The organism is Pseudonocardia sp. DSM 110487 (assembly GCF_019468565.1).
GTDB lineage: Bacteria > Actinomycetota > Actinomycetes > Mycobacteriales > Pseudonocardiaceae > Pseudonocardia.
Genome location: NZ_CP080521.1, coordinates 4797695 through 4814914, shown reverse-complemented (window position 1 = coordinate 4814914; position 17220 = coordinate 4797695). Strand labels below are relative to the sequence as shown.

The 17220-nt window shown below is 73.0% G+C and carries 17 protein-coding genes; 8 read left to right on the top strand and 9 right to left on the bottom strand.

All coding sequences use genetic code 11. The features are described 5' to 3' along the window. The first annotated feature begins 7 nt into the window (after nucleotides 1-7). The 3 genes from K1T35_RS22430 to K1T35_RS22420 all read left to right on the top strand — a co-directional run bounded on the left by K1T35_RS22430 (nucleotide 8) and on the right by K1T35_RS22420 (nucleotide 3220). Nucleotides 8-1315: an MFS transporter gene (locus K1T35_RS22430; RefSeq protein ID WP_220262070.1), complete on the top strand. Its 1308-nt coding sequence runs from the start codon at nucleotides 8-10 to the stop codon at nucleotides 1313-1315. A 365-nt stretch (nucleotides 1316-1680) separates the two neighbouring features. Next, a complete protein-coding gene (locus tag K1T35_RS22425) occupies nucleotides 1681-2238 on the top strand; it encodes a Uma2 family endonuclease (protein WP_220262069.1) in 558 nt (185 codons plus the stop codon). Nucleotides 2239-2275: 37 nt separating this feature from the next. Then, a complete protein-coding gene (locus K1T35_RS22420) occupies nucleotides 2276-3220 on the top strand; it encodes a TIGR03619 family F420-dependent LLM class oxidoreductase (RefSeq protein WP_220262068.1) in 945 nt (314 codons plus the stop codon). Between the two features lie 129 nt (nucleotides 3221-3349). Here K1T35_RS22420 and K1T35_RS22415 read toward each other — a convergent pair whose 3' ends face one another. Next, a complete protein-coding gene (locus K1T35_RS22415; RefSeq protein WP_220262067.1) occupies nucleotides 3350-3952 on the bottom strand; it encodes an AAA family ATPase in 603 nt (200 codons plus the stop codon). A 159-nt stretch (nucleotides 3953-4111) separates the two neighbouring features. Here K1T35_RS22415 and K1T35_RS22410 point away from each other — a divergent pair, with 159 nt between their 5' ends. Genes K1T35_RS22410 through K1T35_RS22400 form a run of 3 tightly spaced genes read left to right on the top strand, consistent with a single transcriptional unit; the run spans nucleotide 4112 to nucleotide 6960 of the window. Continuing rightward, nucleotides 4112-5290, top strand: coding sequence for a PLP-dependent aminotransferase family protein (locus K1T35_RS22410; protein WP_220262066.1), 1179 nt, complete (start codon nucleotides 4112-4114; stop codon nucleotides 5288-5290). Nucleotides 5291-5299: 9 nt separating this feature from the next. Beyond that, nucleotides 5300-5791 carry an Lrp/AsnC family transcriptional regulator gene (locus K1T35_RS22405; RefSeq protein ID WP_220262065.1) on the top strand — a complete coding sequence of 164 codons (492 nt, stop codon included), beginning with the start codon at nucleotides 5300-5302 and terminating at the stop codon, nucleotides 5789-5791. Continuing rightward, the gene (locus K1T35_RS22400) at nucleotides 5788-6960 is read left to right on the top strand and encodes an aminotransferase class I/II-fold pyridoxal phosphate-dependent enzyme (protein WP_220262064.1); all 1173 of its coding nucleotides are present in this window, start codon (nucleotides 5788-5790) and stop codon (nucleotides 6958-6960) included. The genes K1T35_RS22405 and K1T35_RS22400 overlap by 4 nt, the downstream gene beginning before the upstream one ends. Here the strand turns inward: K1T35_RS22400 and K1T35_RS22395 are convergent. The 3 genes from K1T35_RS22395 to sigJ form a co-directional block, all read right to left on the bottom strand. Beyond that, on the bottom strand, nucleotides 6939-7775 hold the full coding sequence (locus K1T35_RS22395) for an NAD(P)H-binding protein (protein ID WP_220262063.1): 837 nt from the start codon (nucleotides 7773-7775) through the stop codon (nucleotides 6939-6941). The genes K1T35_RS22400 and K1T35_RS22395 overlap by 22 nt on opposite strands. Next, entirely contained in the window at nucleotides 7772-8920 is a 1149-nt protein-coding gene (locus K1T35_RS22390) for an NAD(P)/FAD-dependent oxidoreductase (protein ID WP_220262062.1), read from the bottom strand. The genes K1T35_RS22395 and K1T35_RS22390 overlap by 4 nt, the downstream gene beginning before the upstream one ends. A 65-nt stretch (nucleotides 8921-8985) precedes the next feature. Beyond that, a complete protein-coding gene (gene sigJ / locus K1T35_RS22385) occupies nucleotides 8986-9858 on the bottom strand; it encodes an RNA polymerase sigma factor SigJ (RefSeq protein WP_220262061.1) in 873 nt (290 codons plus the stop codon). A 145-nt stretch (nucleotides 9859-10003) separates the two neighbouring features. Between sigJ and K1T35_RS22380 the strand changes: the two genes are divergently transcribed. Then, a complete protein-coding gene (locus K1T35_RS22380; RefSeq protein WP_220262060.1) occupies nucleotides 10004-10216 on the top strand; it encodes a hypothetical protein in 213 nt (70 codons plus the stop codon). Between the two features lie 79 nt (nucleotides 10217-10295). On the opposite strand, the gene K1T35_RS22375 is transcribed toward K1T35_RS22380, so the two are convergent. The 5 genes from K1T35_RS22375 to K1T35_RS22355 all read right to left on the bottom strand — a co-directional run bounded on the left by K1T35_RS22375 (nucleotide 10296) and on the right by K1T35_RS22355 (nucleotide 16563). Further along, entirely contained in the window at nucleotides 10296-11144 is an 849-nt protein-coding gene (locus K1T35_RS22375; protein ID WP_370645478.1) for an SGNH/GDSL hydrolase family protein, read from the bottom strand. 265 nt (nucleotides 11145-11409) lie between these two features. After that, nucleotides 11410-12603, bottom strand: a complete 1194-nt coding sequence (locus K1T35_RS22370) for a hypothetical protein (protein ID WP_220262059.1) — start codon at nucleotides 12601-12603, stop codon at nucleotides 11410-11412. A 10-nt stretch (nucleotides 12604-12613) separates the two neighbouring features. Beyond that, nucleotides 12614-13549, bottom strand: coding sequence for a DUF389 domain-containing protein (locus K1T35_RS22365; RefSeq protein ID WP_220262058.1), 936 nt, complete (start codon nucleotides 13547-13549; stop codon nucleotides 12614-12616). A 35-nt stretch (nucleotides 13550-13584) separates the two neighbouring features. Continuing rightward, nucleotides 13585-15393, bottom strand: coding sequence for an aspartate--tRNA ligase (gene aspS / locus K1T35_RS22360; RefSeq protein ID WP_220262057.1), 1809 nt, complete (start codon nucleotides 15391-15393; stop codon nucleotides 13585-13587). A gap of 135 nt (nucleotides 15394-15528) precedes the next feature. Further along, complete coding sequence (locus K1T35_RS22355; protein WP_220262056.1) at nucleotides 15529-16563, bottom strand: Rv2578c family radical SAM protein; 1035 nt, start codon at nucleotides 16561-16563, stop codon at nucleotides 15529-15531. A gap of 68 nt (nucleotides 16564-16631) precedes the next feature. Between K1T35_RS22355 and K1T35_RS22350 the strand changes: the two genes are divergently transcribed. Then, nucleotides 16632-17198: a gluconokinase gene (locus tag K1T35_RS22350; RefSeq protein WP_220262055.1), complete on the top strand. Its 567-nt coding sequence runs from the start codon at nucleotides 16632-16634 to the stop codon at nucleotides 17196-17198. The last annotated feature ends 22 nt before the right edge of the window (nucleotides 17199-17220 follow it).

Here is a 17220-nt window from a genome sequence, read left to right as displayed (position 1 = left end):
GTCAGCCGTGAGCACTGCGGACATGAGCGCTGCGGACACGGGCGCTGCCGACACAGGCGCGCCCGACGCGCCGGGCCTGCGCCCGCTGGCGCTCACGGCCTTCGTCGTGGCCAACCTGTGCGCCTGGTCGGCGATCCTCACACCGGCCGCGATCACACTGGCGCTGCGCGTACGCGAGATCGACCCCGCCGGAGCGAGCGCCACGCTCTCGCTGGTTGCGGCGGTCGGCGCCGTCTTCGGGATCATCGGCAACCCGCTGTTCGGGCGGCTGTCCGACCGCACCCGCTCCCGGTTCGGGATGCGCAGGCCGTGGATGCTCGGCGGGATCGTCGCGGGCGCGTTGGGGCTGTCCGTGGTGGCCGTCGCGCCGTCGGTGCCGGTGCTGGTGCTCGGATGGGCCGTGACGCAGCTGGGCATCCAGTCCCTGCTGGCCGCGATCACCGCGGTGCTGCCCGACCAGGTGCCCCACCGCCAGCGCGGGCGCATCGGCGGCCTGATCGGGATGGGCCAGAGCGCCGCCACGACGCTCGGAACCGGCCTGCTCACGCTGAACGCGACGTCGCTGACGTGGGGCCTGCTCGCCCCGGTCTGCCTCGCGGCGATCACCGTCGGGTTCCTGTGCCTCGTGCTGCCCGACCGCGTGCACGACGGGCGGCCCCGGCCGCCGCTGTCGGTGCGGGAGGTCGCGTCCAGCTTCTGGTCCAGCCCGCGCCGCTACCCCGACTTCGCGTGGACCTGGGTGAGCAGGCTCCTCGTGTTCATGGGCATCACGATCCTGATCGTCTACCAGACCTACTTCCTGCTGGCCCGCATCGGCGTGCCGCCCGCGTCGATCGCGGCGGTCATGTTCGGGGTGCTGCTCCTGGAGAACGGGGTGAGCATCGCGGCGAACCTGATCTCGGGCTACCTGTCCGACCGGGCCGGCCGCCGCAAGATCTTCGTCGCCACCGCGGCCTGCCTCGGAGCGCTCGGCTTCGCCGTGGCCGGGCTGTCGCAGACGCTGCCGATGTTCCTCGTCGGCGTCGCGCTCCTCGGAGCGGCCAAGGGCGTGTACGTCGCCGTCGACCTCGCGATGGCCACCGACCTGCTCCCTGCCGGCCGCACCGAGGCCGCGAAGAACATGGGCCTCTTCACGATCGCGAGCCTGTTCCCCAACCTGCTCGCGCCGACGCTCGCCCCGCTCGTGCTGGGGATCGGCGCTGGACCTGTGGCGGCGGGCGCGCCGAGCGGGAACTACCCGCTGCTTTTCCTCGTCGGCGGGCTGTTCATGCTGGTCGGTGCGTTGGCGGTGCGGCCGATCCGCGGGGTGCGCTAATGCGGTTCACGTCCCCCTGATCGGCGATTCGGCGCGGAACCGGCCAGATATGACCGTATCCGCGCCGAATCGGCGATCATCGGCGGCGGGCCGGTCGATGATCGCCACGAGTGGTGTGAAAGCGCCATTTCTGACGTTCTCGCACCATTTCCGCCGATCATGCCTCTGCCGTCGGCGTGGCTGGACCTGCCCCGGGTGGCCGCTGGCGCTTCCGGACGTCGAGCCGAAGCCGTTCGGTCGGGCTGCGATCCCGGTGCTGCCGGTCTACCCGACCGATGCCGGGCTCGGCGGGTGGCGCCGTCGCGCCTCGTCATGGTTGTCAGTGGACCGTGGGAAGATCGGTCCGTCCGTGGAAGGAGACGGCAATGACCCTCTCGTGGCCGAACCACCCGATCACCCTCGAGGAGTGGGAGGCGCTGCCCGAGGACTCGGCGAACAAGCTCGAGGTCGCGGAAGGGATGCTCGTGATGTCGCCCAGACCCCTGTCTTGGCACCAGAAGGCAGGGATGCGGCTCGGCACGCTCCTCGACGATCAACTCCCGGACACCCTTACCGGCCTGCTCGATGTCGAGGTGCTGATCACGCTCGTCCCGCTGACGATCCGGGCACCCGATGTGCTCGTGACCCGCACCGCGCTGTTCGAGACCAACCCCCCTCGGTACCCGGCCGCCGATGTGCTCCTCGCCGTCGAGATCCTCTCCACCGGCACCCGCCGCGTCGACCGGGTCCTCAAGTTCTCCGAGTACGCCGATGCCGGGATCCCGCAGTACTGGATCGTCGATCTCGACGACCCCACCAGCCTGCTCGCCTATGTCCTGGTGGACGGCAACTACGAGCTCTCCGGCGAATACACCGGTTCGGCCGCCCTCGACGTCGTAGGGCACCCGGTCTCGATCGACCTCCCCGCCCTCACGCGGCGCTGACCGGTCGATTCCGAGGCGGCCCGTTCGTCGTCAGGGCATGGAGATCGGAGTGGGGCTGCCGAACGGCGGCGCGACGGTAGCGACGGAGGACCTGGTCCGGCTGGCCACGGGCGCGGAGGCGGCCGGCCTGGACTCGGTGTGGGTGATGGACCGCTGGCTGCGGCCGCGGCACCCGGTCGAAATGCCCGGGGTGCCGGTGCCCGTCGAGATGCCTGCGGACGGCTACGCCTGCGTGTTCGACCCGATCGACGTGCTCGCGCACCTCGCCGCGCTCACCACCCGGCTGCGGCTGGGCACGAGCGCGGTCCAGGCGCTGCTGCAGCCGCCGGTGCTGCTCGCCCGCCGGCTCGCCACGGTCGACCAGCTCTCCCGGGGCCGGGTGGTCGCCGGCCTGGCCGCGGGGTGGATGCGCGAGGAGTTCGCCGCCGCGGGCCGCTCCCCCGCCACCGGCGACCTGCTCGACGCGCACCTCGCGGCGCTGCGGGCCGCATGGGGACCCGACCCGGTGGAGGTCACCTGCGACACCTACCCGGTACCGCCCTCGGACGTCGGGCCGAAGCCGTTCGGCCGGGCCGCGATCCCGGTGCTGCTGGGCTACACGACCGCGGCCGGGATCCGGCGAGCGGCGCGTATCGCCGACGGGCTGCATCCCTACCGCACCGACGCCGCCCGGCTCGCCGCCGACATCGCGCTGTTCCGGTCGGCGGCAACGGAGGCGGGCCGCGACCCGGCGGCCCTGCCCGTGGTACTGCGTGGCGACGCCGTCCTCGACCCCGCCGCCGGACGGGATCGCCCGCTGTTCCGCGGGACGGTCGCGCAGTGGGCGGAGGACGCGGCGCGCGTCGCGGATCTGGGCGTCGGGCACCTGGTCCTGCAGGTCGAGGCGCCCGTCGAGGACGCCCTCGACGTGCTGCAGGACCTGCGCTCCCGGCTGGCACGCGTCGCCGGGCGGGGACCGAACGGCGCGATCGCTCACACCTAGCGTGCGAGTGTGCCGCTCGCTCCATGAGAACGCCTGACGTGAGTGGGCTCAGCGACCCGGAGTGCCGTTCGCTCCACCACGGGCAGGACGCCGCATCCAGCGGATCCGCGAACACATGGGGTCACCGCACTAGCCGAAGCGGACGTGCCGCAGGCTGACGGCGTAGCGGCGCAGCTGCCGCCGCACCCGCCCGTCGACGTTCGGGGCGATCGGCAGCCCTGCCGAGCGCGCGATGTGGGTCGCGACGTCGGCGACCGGCAGGTCGTCGGTGCGGATGTGCTCGGCGAACTCCGGCCCCTGCAGTCGCTCCAGGCACTCGTCGAGCTTGGCCACGGCGAAGCTCTCCCGCTTCAGCCCGAGCCCCCATCCGCGCTCCCGCAGCCGCCGCAGCACCGTGGCCCGCTCGGCCAGGAGCGCGAAGTGGTGCACCTCGTGCCCGTCCTCGCGCAGCCGACCGACCACCTCTTCGAAGTAGCCGCCGTTCACGAGTGTCATCGGCGCGATCACCGGGCCCTCGTGCTTGCGGAGCACCAGGTCGAGGACCTCCCGAACGCCCTCCCGCCACGCCGTGAGGTCCTGGAAGTCGCCCCGCAGCGCCCGAGGGGTCATCCGGTGCAGGCCGAAGCCGACGTGCTCCGGGTCGCACACCACGCTGCCCGGTAACCGCCTGCGCAGCTCGTACGCGGTCTGGGTCTTCCCGCCACCGAACGGGCCGTTGATCCACAGCAGCACCCGACGGAGCCTAGAGCATCTCAACATTCGGGAATCCGTTCCGCATTTCAGGATCCATCCGGCATGCTCATGAGGCGGGCGCCACCCGGCCCGCCACCTCGCTCGCCCTGCCGACCCAGGACGAACCGCCCTCCTGGCTCGACACCGAAGGCGACAGGCATGTCCATCACCCTCTCCACCCGGCTGCGCGACGTGCGCGGCTCGGCCATCCGCGACCTGCTCGCGCTCACCGCCCGCCCCGAGGTGATCTCGCTCGCGGGTGGGCTTCCCGGCACCGACCTGCTCCCCCGCGAACGGATCGCCGCATCCCTCGCGGCCGCGATGGCCGACCCGGCCGCCGTCCAGTACGGGGAGACCGCAGGCCTGCGGCCGCTGCGCGAGGTCCTCGCCGAGCACGAGACCGAGCGCCTCGGACGCGCCGTGGCCGCCGAGGCCGTGGTCGTCACCAGCGGCTCGCAGCAGGCCCTCGACCTCGTGGCGCGGGCGCTGCTCGACCCCGGGGACCCGGTCGTCGTCGAGGACCCCGTCTACGTCGGTGCCCTGCAGGTCTTCCAGGCCGCGGGCGCCGACCTGCGTCCGGTGCCCGTCGATGCCGATGGCATGGCCGTCGACGTGCTCGCCGACCGGCTCGCCGCCGGCCTGCGCCCGCGGCTGGTCCACACCGTGTCGAGCTTCCACAACCCGCGGGGCGCCACGCTCAGCGCGGCGCGGCGGGCGCTCCTCGCGGAGCTCGCCGAGCGCTACGGCTTCCTCGTGGTCGAGGACGATCCGTACGGCCTGCTGGCCTTCGACGGCCCGCCTCCGGTGCCCATCGCCGCGCACGGCGACCACGTGGTCCGCCTTGGCAGCGCGTCGAAGGTGCTCGCCCCCGCACTGCGCGTCGGCTGGCTCACCGGGCCCGCGCCGCTCTGCGCCGCCGTCGAGCGGCTCAAGCAGTGCACCGACCTGTGCACCTCCAGCCTCACCCAGCTCGTCACGGCCGATCTGCTCGCCGACCACGCCTGGTTCGCCGCGCATCTCGACCGGCTCCGCGCGGCCCTGCGCGAACGGGCGAAGGCCCTCACCAGCGCCGTCGCCGGGGTGTTCGACGACGCGGTCACCTGCTCCGTCCCGACGGGCGGCATGTTCTGCTGGCTCGAGTTCGGCGACGGCACCCGCCCGGCCGACCTGCTCCCGACGGCGCTGGAGCACGGCGTCGGGTACGTGCCGGGCACGGCGTTCGCCGTCGGGCGGGACCTCTCAGCCGCTGCGAGGCTCTGCTTCGCGTCCAACCTGCCCGGAGAGCTCCACACGGCCGTGGACCGGCTCGGCGCCGCCTGGCGCACGAGCGGGACGTAGGGTCTCCGCGTGCGCCAGATCCTCGAACTGCTGGAGCGCGACGCCCAGCTCTCCCACGACACGATCGCGACGATGACCGGTCTGCCGGTCGCCGAGGTGAGCGAGGCGATCGCGACCTGGGAGGCGTCCGGGGCGATCCGCCGGTACAAGGCGGTGGTCGACTGGGACGCCGTCGACGAGGACCCGACCAGCGAGACGGTCACCGCGTTCATCGACGTCTCCCTCGCGCCTGCCCGCGGCGTGGGGTTCGACGACGTGGCCACGCGCATCGCCCGCTTCGACGAGGTCCGCAGCGTCTACCTGGTCTCGGGCACCCATGACCTGCGCTGCACGGTGATCGCCCGCACGATCCGGGCGGTCTCGGATTTCGTGGCGCAGAAGCTCTCGACGATCGACAGGGTGCAGTCGACGGCCACGCACTTCGTGCTCAAGACCTACAAGCGCGACGGCGACGCGTTCACCGAGCAGGAGGCCGACCACCGGCTGCCGGTGACCCCGTGAAAGCGCTCAACTCCGTCATCGCCGCCTGCCCGCCGTCGGGCATCCGGCGCTTCTTCGACATCGCCGCCGAGATGGACGACGTGATCTCCCTCGGTGTCGGCGAGCCCGACTTCGTGACGCCGTGGCGCGTGCGCGAGGCCGGGATCTACGCCCTTGAGCGCGGCTACACGACCTATACCTCCAACGCCGGGCTCCCGCGGCTGCGCGAGCTGATCTGCGCTGATCTCGCGAAGCGCTACGGCGCCGACTACGACCCCGGCGACGAGTGCCTGATCACCACCGGCGTGTCCGAGGGCCTCGACCTCGCGCTGCGGGTGCTGCTCAACCCGGGCGACGAGGTGATCGTCCCCGAACCCTGCTACGTGGCCTACGAGCCGTGCGTCGCCTTCGCCGGCGGCACCCCGGTGCGGGTGCCGACCCGCTGGGAGGACGGGTTCGCCGTCGACGCCGACGTCGTCGCGGCCGCGATCACGCCCCGGACGAAGGCGATCCTCATCGGCTCACCGGCCAACCCGACCGGCGCCGTGCAGCCGCGTGCCTCGCTGGAGGGGCTCGTGCGCCTCGCCGAGGAGCACGACCTCTACCTCGTCTCCGACGAGATCTACGACCGGCTCACCTACACCGGCGGCCACACCTGCCTCGGCACGCTGCCGGGCGCCCGCGAGCGCACCGTGCTGCTGGGCGGCTTCTCCAAGGCCCACGCGATGACGGGCTGGCGGGTCGGCTGGATCTGCGCGCCCGCACCCGTCGCGGAGCTGGCGGTGCGCGTGCACCAGTACACGATGCTGTGCGCGCCGCACGTCTCGCAGCTCGCGGCCGTGGAGGCGCTGTCGGCGCCGGACGACGAGGTCGACGCGATGGTCGCCGACTACGACCGGCGCAGGCGAGTGTTCGTCAAGGGACTGCGCGAGACCGGCCTCGACTGCCCTGAGCCGGGCGGCGCGTTCTACGCCTTTCCCTCGATTCGCTCGTCCGGGATGGACTCGGAGACGTTCGCCGAGCGCCTGCTGCACGCCGAGCACGTGGCCGTCGTGCCCGGCAGCGTCTTCGGCCCGTCCGGCGAGGGCCACGTCCGCTGCTCCTACGCCACGGCGCTCCCCCTCCTGGAGGAGGCGCTCGTGCGGATCGACCGGTTCCTGCGCACCAGTCAGCGGAACGCCTCGCGGTGATCGCGCGCCCACCGCGCGAAGCTGTGCGGTGGGCTCCCGGTGACGTCCTCGACGGTCGAGGTCACCAGCGTCGAGGTCGACCGGTTCTCGGCGGCCGACAGCAGGGCGTCCACCAACGCGGGCGGGCGGCCGTCGGCCAGCATCCGCGCTCGCGCGTCCGGGACGGGGACCTCCTCGAACCGGAGCTCGCGGCCGATCGCCGCCCCGATCGCCTCGACCTGCTCGGGGCGGCTGATCACCTCGGGCCCGGTCAGCAGGTGGGTCGCGCCCACGTGCGCCTCGTCGGTGAGCGCCCGGACCGCGACGGCGGCGATGTCACGCGGGTCGACGACCGCCGTCGCCGCGGTGAGCGGGCCGCGCACCACGCCGGTGCCGCGGATCTGCTCGGCCCAGCCGAGGGTGTTGCTGGCGAGGGTGTCCGAACGCAGCACGGTGTGCGGCAGGCCGCTCGCCTCGATCAACCGTTCCATGTCGGCGTGCAGGGTGAAGATGGGGTCGGCCGGCTCCTCGGGTCCGCCCACGCCGATCGACGACAGGTAGACCACGCGCTGGGCGTGCCGGCCGATCGCCTTCAGCACGGCGGGCGCACCGTCGGTGGTGAGGAACGGCCACACCAGGAAGACCGTCCCGACCCCGGTCAACGCCGCGTCCAGCCCGTCCGGGTGGTCGAGGCGCCCGGTCGCGACGTCGACGCCGTCGTGCGGGTGGGTGGCCCCGGGCCGCACCAAGGCGCGGACGTCGGCCGCGCCCGCCTCGCGGAGCTGGGCGAGCACGTGCCGTCCGACGTTGCCCGTGGCCCCGGTCACCAGGATCATGCCGCGGAAACCTCCTCTGAGCGGGGGAAGAACGGGAGCTCGATGCGGACGCGATCCGCGGCGGCGAGGATCGCGGCGGCGTCGTCGACCGGCGGGTGGATAGCTTGGTTGATCCGCCTCTTGATCTCCGCGCCGTCCGCGCCGGAGGCCATCACCCTACGGTCCCAGCCCCGGGTGAAGATCCCCCCGGCGCCGCCGAGGTCGAGGCAGGTGACGTACGGGCCCGGGGTGAAGTCGCGCGGCGGCACGCCGAGCAGGTCGGCGGCCGCGTTGTACCCCGCGACCTTGCCAAGCGGGGTGGCGTGCTGGCAGGCCTGCATGACGGTGTGGTCGGCGTCGAACGCCGCCGCGGCGGTGTCCCCGGCGACGAACACGTCGGGCAGGGCGCGAAGGTGACGGTCCACCGGTACCCGGCCGAGGTGGTCGAGGTCGCCTGTGACCTGCCGGGTGAGCTCGCTGGCCCGCATCCCCACCGACCAGACCACCGCGTCCGCTTCCACGCGGCTGCCGTCGGTCAGGACGGCGTAGCCGTCACCGACCTCCGCGACGGTCGTGCCGAGGCGCCGTTCGATGCCGAGCTCGTCCAGCGCCGACTCGATCTCCGCGCGCGGGCTTGGGCCGAGCTGGTGCCCGACCACCGGCGACCGGTCCACCAGCAGCACCCGGCCCCGGTCCACCAGCGCGGTGGCGGCCTCCAGGCCGACGAACCCGGCGCCGACGACCACGGCTGAGTAGTCCTCCCGGTCGCGCAGGTGGTCGGTGAGGCGCCGGGCCCCGTCCAGCGTGTCGATGTCGAAGAGCCGTTCCGCGCCGGGCAAGCCGTCGGGCCGGACGAGCTTGCTGCCCGCGGCCAGCACGAGACGGTCGTAGCCGATCTCCTCGCCGTCGGCCACCACCATGCGGCGGCCGGTGTCGATCGTGCTCACCGTTGCCGGCACGTGCTCGACGCCGATCGGGCCGAGGATCCTGCTGAGCTCGACCTTCGCGAGGTCCGGCTCCGGCTCGTACAGGCGCGGGCGCAGCACCATGTGCTCGTTCGGCGCGACGAGCGTGACGTGCAGGTCCGCGTCCCCGCGGGCCAGCGCGGCACCCGCCGCGCTCCACACACCGGCGAAACCGCCTCCGATGATCACAACGCGGGCCATCGTTCGTCCTCTCATCCGCTTCGCCCTCCGGGATCGGGGGTCGGCAGGGAGTCAAGATGGCGACCTCATGTGTGACCGACGCGCGCGAGTTTCTCGGGATTGACCAGTCTCCGGAACGTGGTGATCCGCCCGTCGGAGATCTCCGCGGTGTCGAGCCAGACCAGCTCACCGGCCTGGTAGGTCGCCATGGCCGGGAGGCCGTTGACCTCGACGATCCGGAAGGCGTCCGGGCGCCTGATCTCGATCTGCCGGACCGTGAGGAGCGCGATCTGCTCGGCGCCGTGGACCGGCCTGCGGGCGGCGGTGACCTTGCCGCCGCCGTCGGCGACGTAGACGGCCTCGGGGTGGAGCAGCGCGATGAGCCGGGCCATGTCCCCCGCGTCGGCGGCCGCCTTGAACGCCTCGAGCACGCGCTGCGTCTCGGCCTTCGACGCCCGGGGCCGCTCCCCGACCGCGGCGATCCGCGCCCGCGCACGGGAGGCGAGCTTGCGGCCGGCGGCGGGTGTGCTGCCGAGCACCTCGGCGATCTCACCGAACGGGAGGTCGAAGACGTCGTGCAGCACCAACGCGACGCGCTCGGCGGGGGTCAGGGTCTCCATCACCACCAGCATCGCGGTGCTCACCGACTCGTCCATGAGCACCTGGGCGCCCGCGTCCGGGCCGGTGAGCAGTGGTTCGGGCAACCATGGCCCGACATAGGACTCGCGCCGGACGCGCGCCGACTTCAGCACGTTGTAGGACGTCCGCGCGGCCACGGTCACCAGCCATGCCCGCAGATCCCGCACCTCGGACAGATCGGCGGCGGCGGCGCGCAACCAGACCTCCTGGGTCACGTCCTCGGCCTCCGCCACGGTGCCGAGGATCCGGTAGGCCGCACCGAAGACCGCGGCACGATGAGCTTCCCAGTCGGCCTCCGCCAACGTGCCGGTCCGCCCCACCTCGGCCCCCTCGTCATCGCCTGCTGGACAGGGACATATTGCCCCCGGGCGATGCGCGTGGACCTCCAGTAGTCGGACGTCCACGCAGCGTAACCTTTATCCGCGGTTCACCGGGCCGCAATCCGCACCCGGAAGCCTCGGTGACATGGAGAACACGGCCTGCCCGCTCTGCGCCCTGGAACGCACCGCGGCGGATGCCGCCGGTCTCGCGTGGAGCAGCCAGCACGAGCCGGACGGCTCGATCACCTGGATCTGCCCGACCTGCACCCGCGCCCAGCTCTGGCGGATCGAGGCGCTGCTCACGGTGGCCTCCCCCACCGCGCCGGTCGCACCGGTCCCGGTACGACGCGCCGCCTGACCTACTCCACCTCGTGCATTCCTGGCGCCACTTCCGGCGGAGGCGGCACACAGCCTGTGGGCATCGCTGCGGGAGCTGATCAGCACCGGCCGGTGAGCCCCGCCCGCAGCTCGCCCACCAGCCCCTGGACGATCACCGGGCCGAGGTCGCGGCCGCGGCGCACCAGCCACGGCACACCCTTGAACACCAGCCATGCGGCCCGGTGCAGGCCCGTCACCTCCCGGCCGCCGCCGCACTGCAAGCTCACCTGCGCCGGCACGGCGAAGCCGGCGCCGACGAGCAGCGCGGCGAGACCGCCGGCGAGGATCCGGTGCCCCAGCTCGGAGGGGTGCAACCGGTCGATCGCCCACGCCGCGGGCTCGTAGCCGCCGGGCAACCCGTCCAGGTCGAGCACGCCCACCCCGGCGCCCGCATCGGCGACCACCGCGTCGACGGCCAGGTTGAGCGCCACCACCCGCCGCCAGAGAGCCCGGCGCAGCGGCCCCGGCAACGGGAACACCCGCGTGTGGTCGTGGTAGCGCATCAGCAGCACGTGCGCACCTGCCGCACGCAGCGCGCCGACCGTCGTGGCGAGGTCGCCGCGCAACCGGACCGGGTCGAAGTCCGAGCGCAGGGTGTCGTTCATCCCGACGAAGATCACCGCGACGTCCGGCTCCGCGGCGAGCGCCACGGGGAGCTGTGCCCCGCGGACATCGGCCATGCGGGCGCCGGTGACGGCCGGGTTCACCAGCCGCGCGCCGAGCGCATCGGCCAGCAGTACGGGGAACCCGCGCCACCCGCCGCCGGGCAGCGGGTCGCCGAGGCCGGCGGCGGTGGAGTCGCCGAGCGTCACCAGCGTCCGGACAGGGCGCGGCCGCGGCGACGGGACGAGGGAGAGATGGGGCCGGAACGGGTCGGGCGGTGGCACAGTCGACGGCTGCACGCTCACACCGCCACGATCAGCTATGACGGCTCACCAGGGGTGTTCGCGGGATGACGTGTTGAGGGCAGGTGGGCGAACGATAGTGGCTCGGACCGGGAGCCCGGGGCGTATATCGGCGGATCCAGGTTTCCGCTGGGTGTGCCGGCGAGCCGGCCTCGTACCGGGCGTACTCGGCCGGTTCGCCGGTGCGCCCAGCGGGAAGCTGGTCCGTCGAGATACGTGGCGGGCTCCCGGTCCGAGCCACTAAGTGTGCTGACCAGCGCAGACCCGGTCAGGCGACGGAGCGGAACGCGGGGTAGACCGGCAGCGTGCCGGGAGCGTCGGGGAACCGCTTCGCGAGCGCGTCGGCCACCGCGTCACCGAGCTCTGCGGTGGCGGGCAGGCCCCCGGTCTCCGCCTCCCGGGCCATCTGGCGCCAGTAGTGCCCCAGTGCACTGCTGATGCGGGGGGAGCGGGTGGCGTCGGGGCCGATCGGGCGATCGCGCTCCCGGATCCGGGGCAGGAGCCACCACGTGGTGAGCCACACCCACAGCAGCTGCGCATGCAGCAGCCTGCGCTCGAGCACGGCGGGCTCGTCCAGGTCGGGCCAGACCGTCGCGATCTCGTTGCGCCAGGCCTCGAGCATGGTGTCGGCCAGGCCGGCCGGCAGGGCGAAGCTCGCCTCGCAGCCGGGGAACGGCACGCGGAAGTACGCGGCGTCGAGCGCTACGTCGCGGAAGCAGCCCCACTCGAAGTCGACGAACCGCACGCCGCGGCTGGTGACGAGGTTGTTGTCGGGACAGGTGTCGGACGGGCTGAACGCCCGGTACCGGGTGCCGCCGAGCAGGCGGGCGGTCTCGTGCGCCTCCAGCACGGCCGCGGAGGAGGCATCGACTCCGAGCTCGGCGGCCAGCAGGGCAGGGCCCTTGGCGAGCGCGACGCGCGCGTCCTCGGCCACCGGGTCGCGCCACGCCCGCTCCCCCAGCCTGCGCAGCAGCGCCCCGAAGTCCCCCTCGCGGCCCGCCGTCGCGGCCTGCATCCGGCCCAGCGCGCGTGCCCAGCTGAGCATGTTGCGTCGCGCGGCGTCGGCGTCGGGGCCGAAGAGCTTGTCGGCCAGCGTGGAGCTGCGACCCAGGTCCTCCAGCACGAGCAGGCGGGCCTGCGGGTCGTGCGCGATCAGCACGGGGCTCGGTCGCGACTCGGCCGGGAGCGCGGTGAACAGCTGGCAGCTGGCCACTTCGTAGTGGAACGGGTCGGGCCGGTCCGGCTCGGGTTCGCCGAGGTAGTGCTTGACGACGATCGTGCGCGGGAGCGAGAACGGGTTGCGCGCCAGCCGGGCGCGCGCCACCACCGACCGCTCGCTGCCCCCGAGGTCCTCGGGATCTGCGAGCACGACGCCGGCGCCTGACCGGCGGGTGAGCAGCCGCTCGGCAGCAGCCAGCGCAGCGAGCACCGGCCTGGGAAAGCTGCCCAGGTCGCGAACCATCGTGTCGACCCTACCCCGCGGACAGCTTTCGCCCGCCGCGTTCCGACCGGCTGCGCGCGAGCAGGAGCACCACAGCCGCGGCGATGACGATGCCGACGAGGTTGACAGCGAGCTGGAGCGCGGACTGCATCGCCTGCGCGTACCGGCCCTCGACCAGCGCGACCGAGGCGAACGCGGCGGCGGGAACGGTCGTCACCGAGATGAACACCCCGACGAGCGACGCGGACTTGGCGGAGGTCAGCGCGAGCATTCCGGCCGCACCCGCGAGCAGCGCGACGATCAGCGAGAACGGCCCGACCTCGTAGATGAACGCGACCTGGCTAAGATCGGCGAGCCCGGCGGTGGACAGCAGACCGACGGCATCGAGCACCACTGATCCGATGGCCGTGACCGCCATGGCCAGTGGGAACCCGGCGGCCAGCGCGATGGCCCCGCGGCGGACGAGGTCGCCGCGGCGCAGCACGAGGCCGACGGCGACGGCGGCGAGCGGCCCGAACTCCGGCCCGAGCACCATCGCCCCCACCACCGTGACCGGCGAGTCCGTGATGGCGCCGATCGCGGCGAGCAGGCACGCGATGGTCAGGAACGCCTGGTAGCTCACCGACAGCCGGGACTCCTCGCCCGTGCGGGCCACCACCTCGTCCCAGATGATCGCGTCCTGCGGGTCGCCGGGTGCGGCCTCCACGGCGGCGTCGGCGGCGTCGGACAGGCTGGTGTCGATCGCCTCGAGCGTCACGCCGCCCGTCCGGTCGATGCCCAGCTCGCAGAGCCGCCCGAGCAGGTCGTCGGCGGCCTCGCGGGCGACAGCGGCCTCCACGACGTCACCGGCGGGCTGGACGGCGGCGCCCGGCAACACCGTGACGTGGGTGGCGCCCGGTTCGGCCAGTAGCAGATCGAGCACCGCGTCCGACTGGTCGGCGGACGCGATCACCCTCATGTGCAGCACGGGCTAGCGCCCCCTTCCGGGGGCATCAGCACCGCTCACAGCTTGGTGGGCGGCTCGTCGGCTGCCGGGGACGCGGCGGCGGGTGCGGGCGGCGGCACCGCGTCGACGCCCGCCTCCTTGCGCTGTTCCGGGGTGATCGGCGCGGGGGCGGCCGTGAGCGGGTCGAAGCCGCCGCCGGTCTTCGGGAACGCGATCACGTCGCGGATCGAGTCGCCACCGGAGAGCAGCATGCAGGTGCGGTCCCAGCCGAACGCGATGCCGCCGTGCGGCGGCGGGCCGTAGGCGAACGCGTCGAGCAGGAAGCCGAACTTCTCCCGCTGCTCCGCCTCGTCCATGCCGAGCAGGGCGAACACCCGCTCCTGCACGTCGGAGCGGTGGATACGGATGGAGCCGCCGCCGATCTCGTTGCCGTTGCAGACGATGTCGTATGCGTAGGCGAGCGCCCGGTCCGGCGCCTCCTCGAAGCGGTCGATCCACTCCGGGTTGGGCGAGGTGAAGGGGTGGTGGACCGCGGTCCAGCCGATCTCGTTCCCCTTGTCGTCCCGGACCCGCTCGAACAGCGGCGCGTCGACGACCCACACGAACGACCACGCGCTCTCGTCGACCAGCCCACAGCGGCGGGCGACCTCGCCGCGGGCGGCGCCGAGCAGGTCGCGGGCGTCGGACGGGTGTCCTGCGGCGAAGAAGATCGCGTCGCCCGGCGCGGCGCCGACGGCCTTGGGCAGGCCCTCCCGCTCGGCCTCGGACAGGTTCTTCACGACCGGGCCGCGGTCGCTGACCGCCCCGTTGTCGTCGACGAGCACGTAGGCCAGGCCACGAGCACCGCGCTGCTTGGCCCACTCCTGCCACGCGTCGAGCTGCTTGCGTGGCTGGCTCGCCCCGCCGGGCATCACGACGGCCCCGACGTAGGGCGCCTGGAACACCCGGAAGGCGGTGTCGGCGAAGTACTCGGTGAGGTCGGTGAGCTCCACCCCGAAGCGCAGGTCGGGCTTGTCGGAGCCGTAGCGGGACATCGCCTCGGCGTAGGTGAGGCGCGGGATCGGGCGCGGGATCTCGTAGCCGGCGAGCTCCGACCACAGCGCGGCGACGATCTCCTCGCCGAGCTCGATCACGTCGTCCTGCTCGACGAAGCTCATCTCGATGTCGAGCTGGGTGAACTCGGGCTGGCGGTCGGCGCGGAAGTCCTCGTCGCGGTAGCAGCGCGCGATCTGGTAGTAGCGCTCCGCGCCCGCCACCATCAGCAGCTGCTTGAACAGCTGCGGGCTCTGCGGCAGCGCGTACCACGAGCCGGGACGCAGCCGGGCGGGCACGAGGAAGTCGCGCGCTCCCTCTGGCGTGGAGCGGGTGAGCGTGGGCGTCTCGACCTCGATGAAGGCGCGCTCGTGCAGGACGGTGCGCGCGATCCGGTTGGCCTCGCTCCGCAGCCGCAGCGCGGCCGCCGGGCCGCTGCGGCGCAGGTCGAGGTAGCGGTGCTTGAGCCGGATCTCCTCGTTGGCGTCGCTGTACTCGTCGACCGGGAACGGCAGTGGCGCCGACTCCGACAGCACGGTGAGCCCGGTGGCGGTGATCTCGATCTGGCCGGTGGCGAGGTCGGGGTTCTCGTTGCCCGCCGGGCGGCGCACGACGTCACCGCTGACCTGCACGCAGAACTCGGCGCGCAGCCGGTGGGCACGCTCGGCCATCTCGCCCTCGCGGAACACCACCTGGGCCGAGCCGGACGCGTCGCGGAGGTCGATGAAGATCACGCCGCCGTGATCCCGGCGGCGCGCCACCCACCCGGCGAGTGTCACGGATTGACCGGCGTGCTCGGCACGGAGAGTGCCGGCGGGGTGGCTGCGCATCACGACAAGAGAGGCTATCCGGCCGGGGCCAGCGGGTTTCCGCGCACCCCGGCCCAACGCCTCACTTCACACACCCAGCACCCGCTTCACACAGGGCCCGCCTTGTGTGAAGCGCCCACACGCTGTGTGAAGTCGTGGCTAGAGGAGCGCCAACTGCTCCGCGGGCACTGCGCGTGGCGGCCCCTCCGGCGGGGTGCGGGGCATTCCGACCCCGCGCTCCAGGCCGTGCTTGCGCAGCAGGGGGCGGACCCGCTCGGACAGCATCCGGCGGTAGTCGACGTCGACGTACGAGCCTCGGCGGTAGAGGCGGGCGTACGGCTCGACGAGGCCCGGGTGTTCGCGGGCCAGCCAGGCCTGGAACCACTCGCGCGTGCCCGGCCGCAGGTGCAGTGCGATGACGCTGGCACCGCTGGCACCCGCGGCCCTGATCTGCGCGAAGAGGGCGTCGAGGGCCTCGGCGGAGTCGGTGAGCATGGGCAGCACCGGCGCCACCATCACCCCGCAGTCGAGGCCCGCGTCGGTGATGCGACGCACCAGCTCCAACCGGGCGGTGGGCGACGGCGTGCCCGGCTCGAGCCGCGACTGCAGCGGCCGGTCGAGCAGCGCGATCGACACCCCCAGCGAGACCGGCACGTCGGCGGCGGCAGCGGCGAGCTGCGGCAGATCGCGGGCGAGCACCGTGCCCTTCGAGAGCACCGAGAACGGCGTGCCCGAGCGCGCCAGCGCGCCGATGATCCCTGGCATGAGCCGGTAGCGGCCCTCTGCGCGCTGGTAGGGGTCGGTGTTGGTGCCCATCGCCACCGGCTCCCGCCGCCATCGCCGCGCGCGCAGCTCGCGCTCCAGCACCCGGCCGATGTTGACCTTCACGACGATCTGACTGTCGAAATCGGCGCCCGCGTCGAGGTCGAGGTAGGTGTGCGTATTGCGCGCAAAGCAGTAGACGCACCCATGTGAGCAGCCACGATACGGATTGACGGTCCACGTGAAAGGCATCCGCGAAGCGGCCGGCACCCGGTTCAGCGCCGATTTCGCCTCCACCTCGTGGAAGACCATGCCGGCGAACTCCGGCGTGCGCACCGAGCGGAGCAGGCCACGCATCCCGGGCAGCGCCGGCGCGGCGCCGATCCCCTCGTCGAGCACCTGTTGCCCGCTCCATCGGAACTCGGAAGCCATCCCTGTATCGAACACCTGTTCGAGCATGGGTGCAAGCGCGGGGCTCGGCGATGCGGGAAGCTGCCACCATGACTCGCACCTTGGTGGTGATGGGCGTCTCCGGGGTCGGCAAGACCTCGGTCGCCGACGCGATCGTCTCGCGCACGGGATGGGTCTTCGTCGAGGGCGACGACCTGCACACCGACGCCAACCGGGCCAAGATGGCGGCCGGCACCCCCCTCGACGACGACGACCGCTGGCCATGGCTGCGCCGGATAGCCGCCTGGATCGGCGAGCAGGAGGTAGCGGGCCGCGGCGCCGTGGTCACCTGCTCCGCGCTCAAGCGCAGCTACCGCGACCTCCTGCGCGACGGGCACCCCTCGGTGCGGTTCGTGCACCTCCTCGCCCCGCGCGAGCTCATCCAGAACCGGGTCGACAACCGCCGCGGCCACTACATGCCGCCCTCCCTGCTGACCAGCCAGCTCGCCACGCTCGAACCGCTCGATCCCGACGAGCCGGGCTTCGGCGTCGACACCGACCGGTCCCCCGACGACGTGGCCGACGACGTACTGGCCCGCCTCGGCGACGATCAGGGGGGCGGGCAGATCGGCGATCAGAGCAGCGCCGATGCGCCGAGCGGACGCCAGACGCGCTGACGCTCGCACGCACAACCGTTTA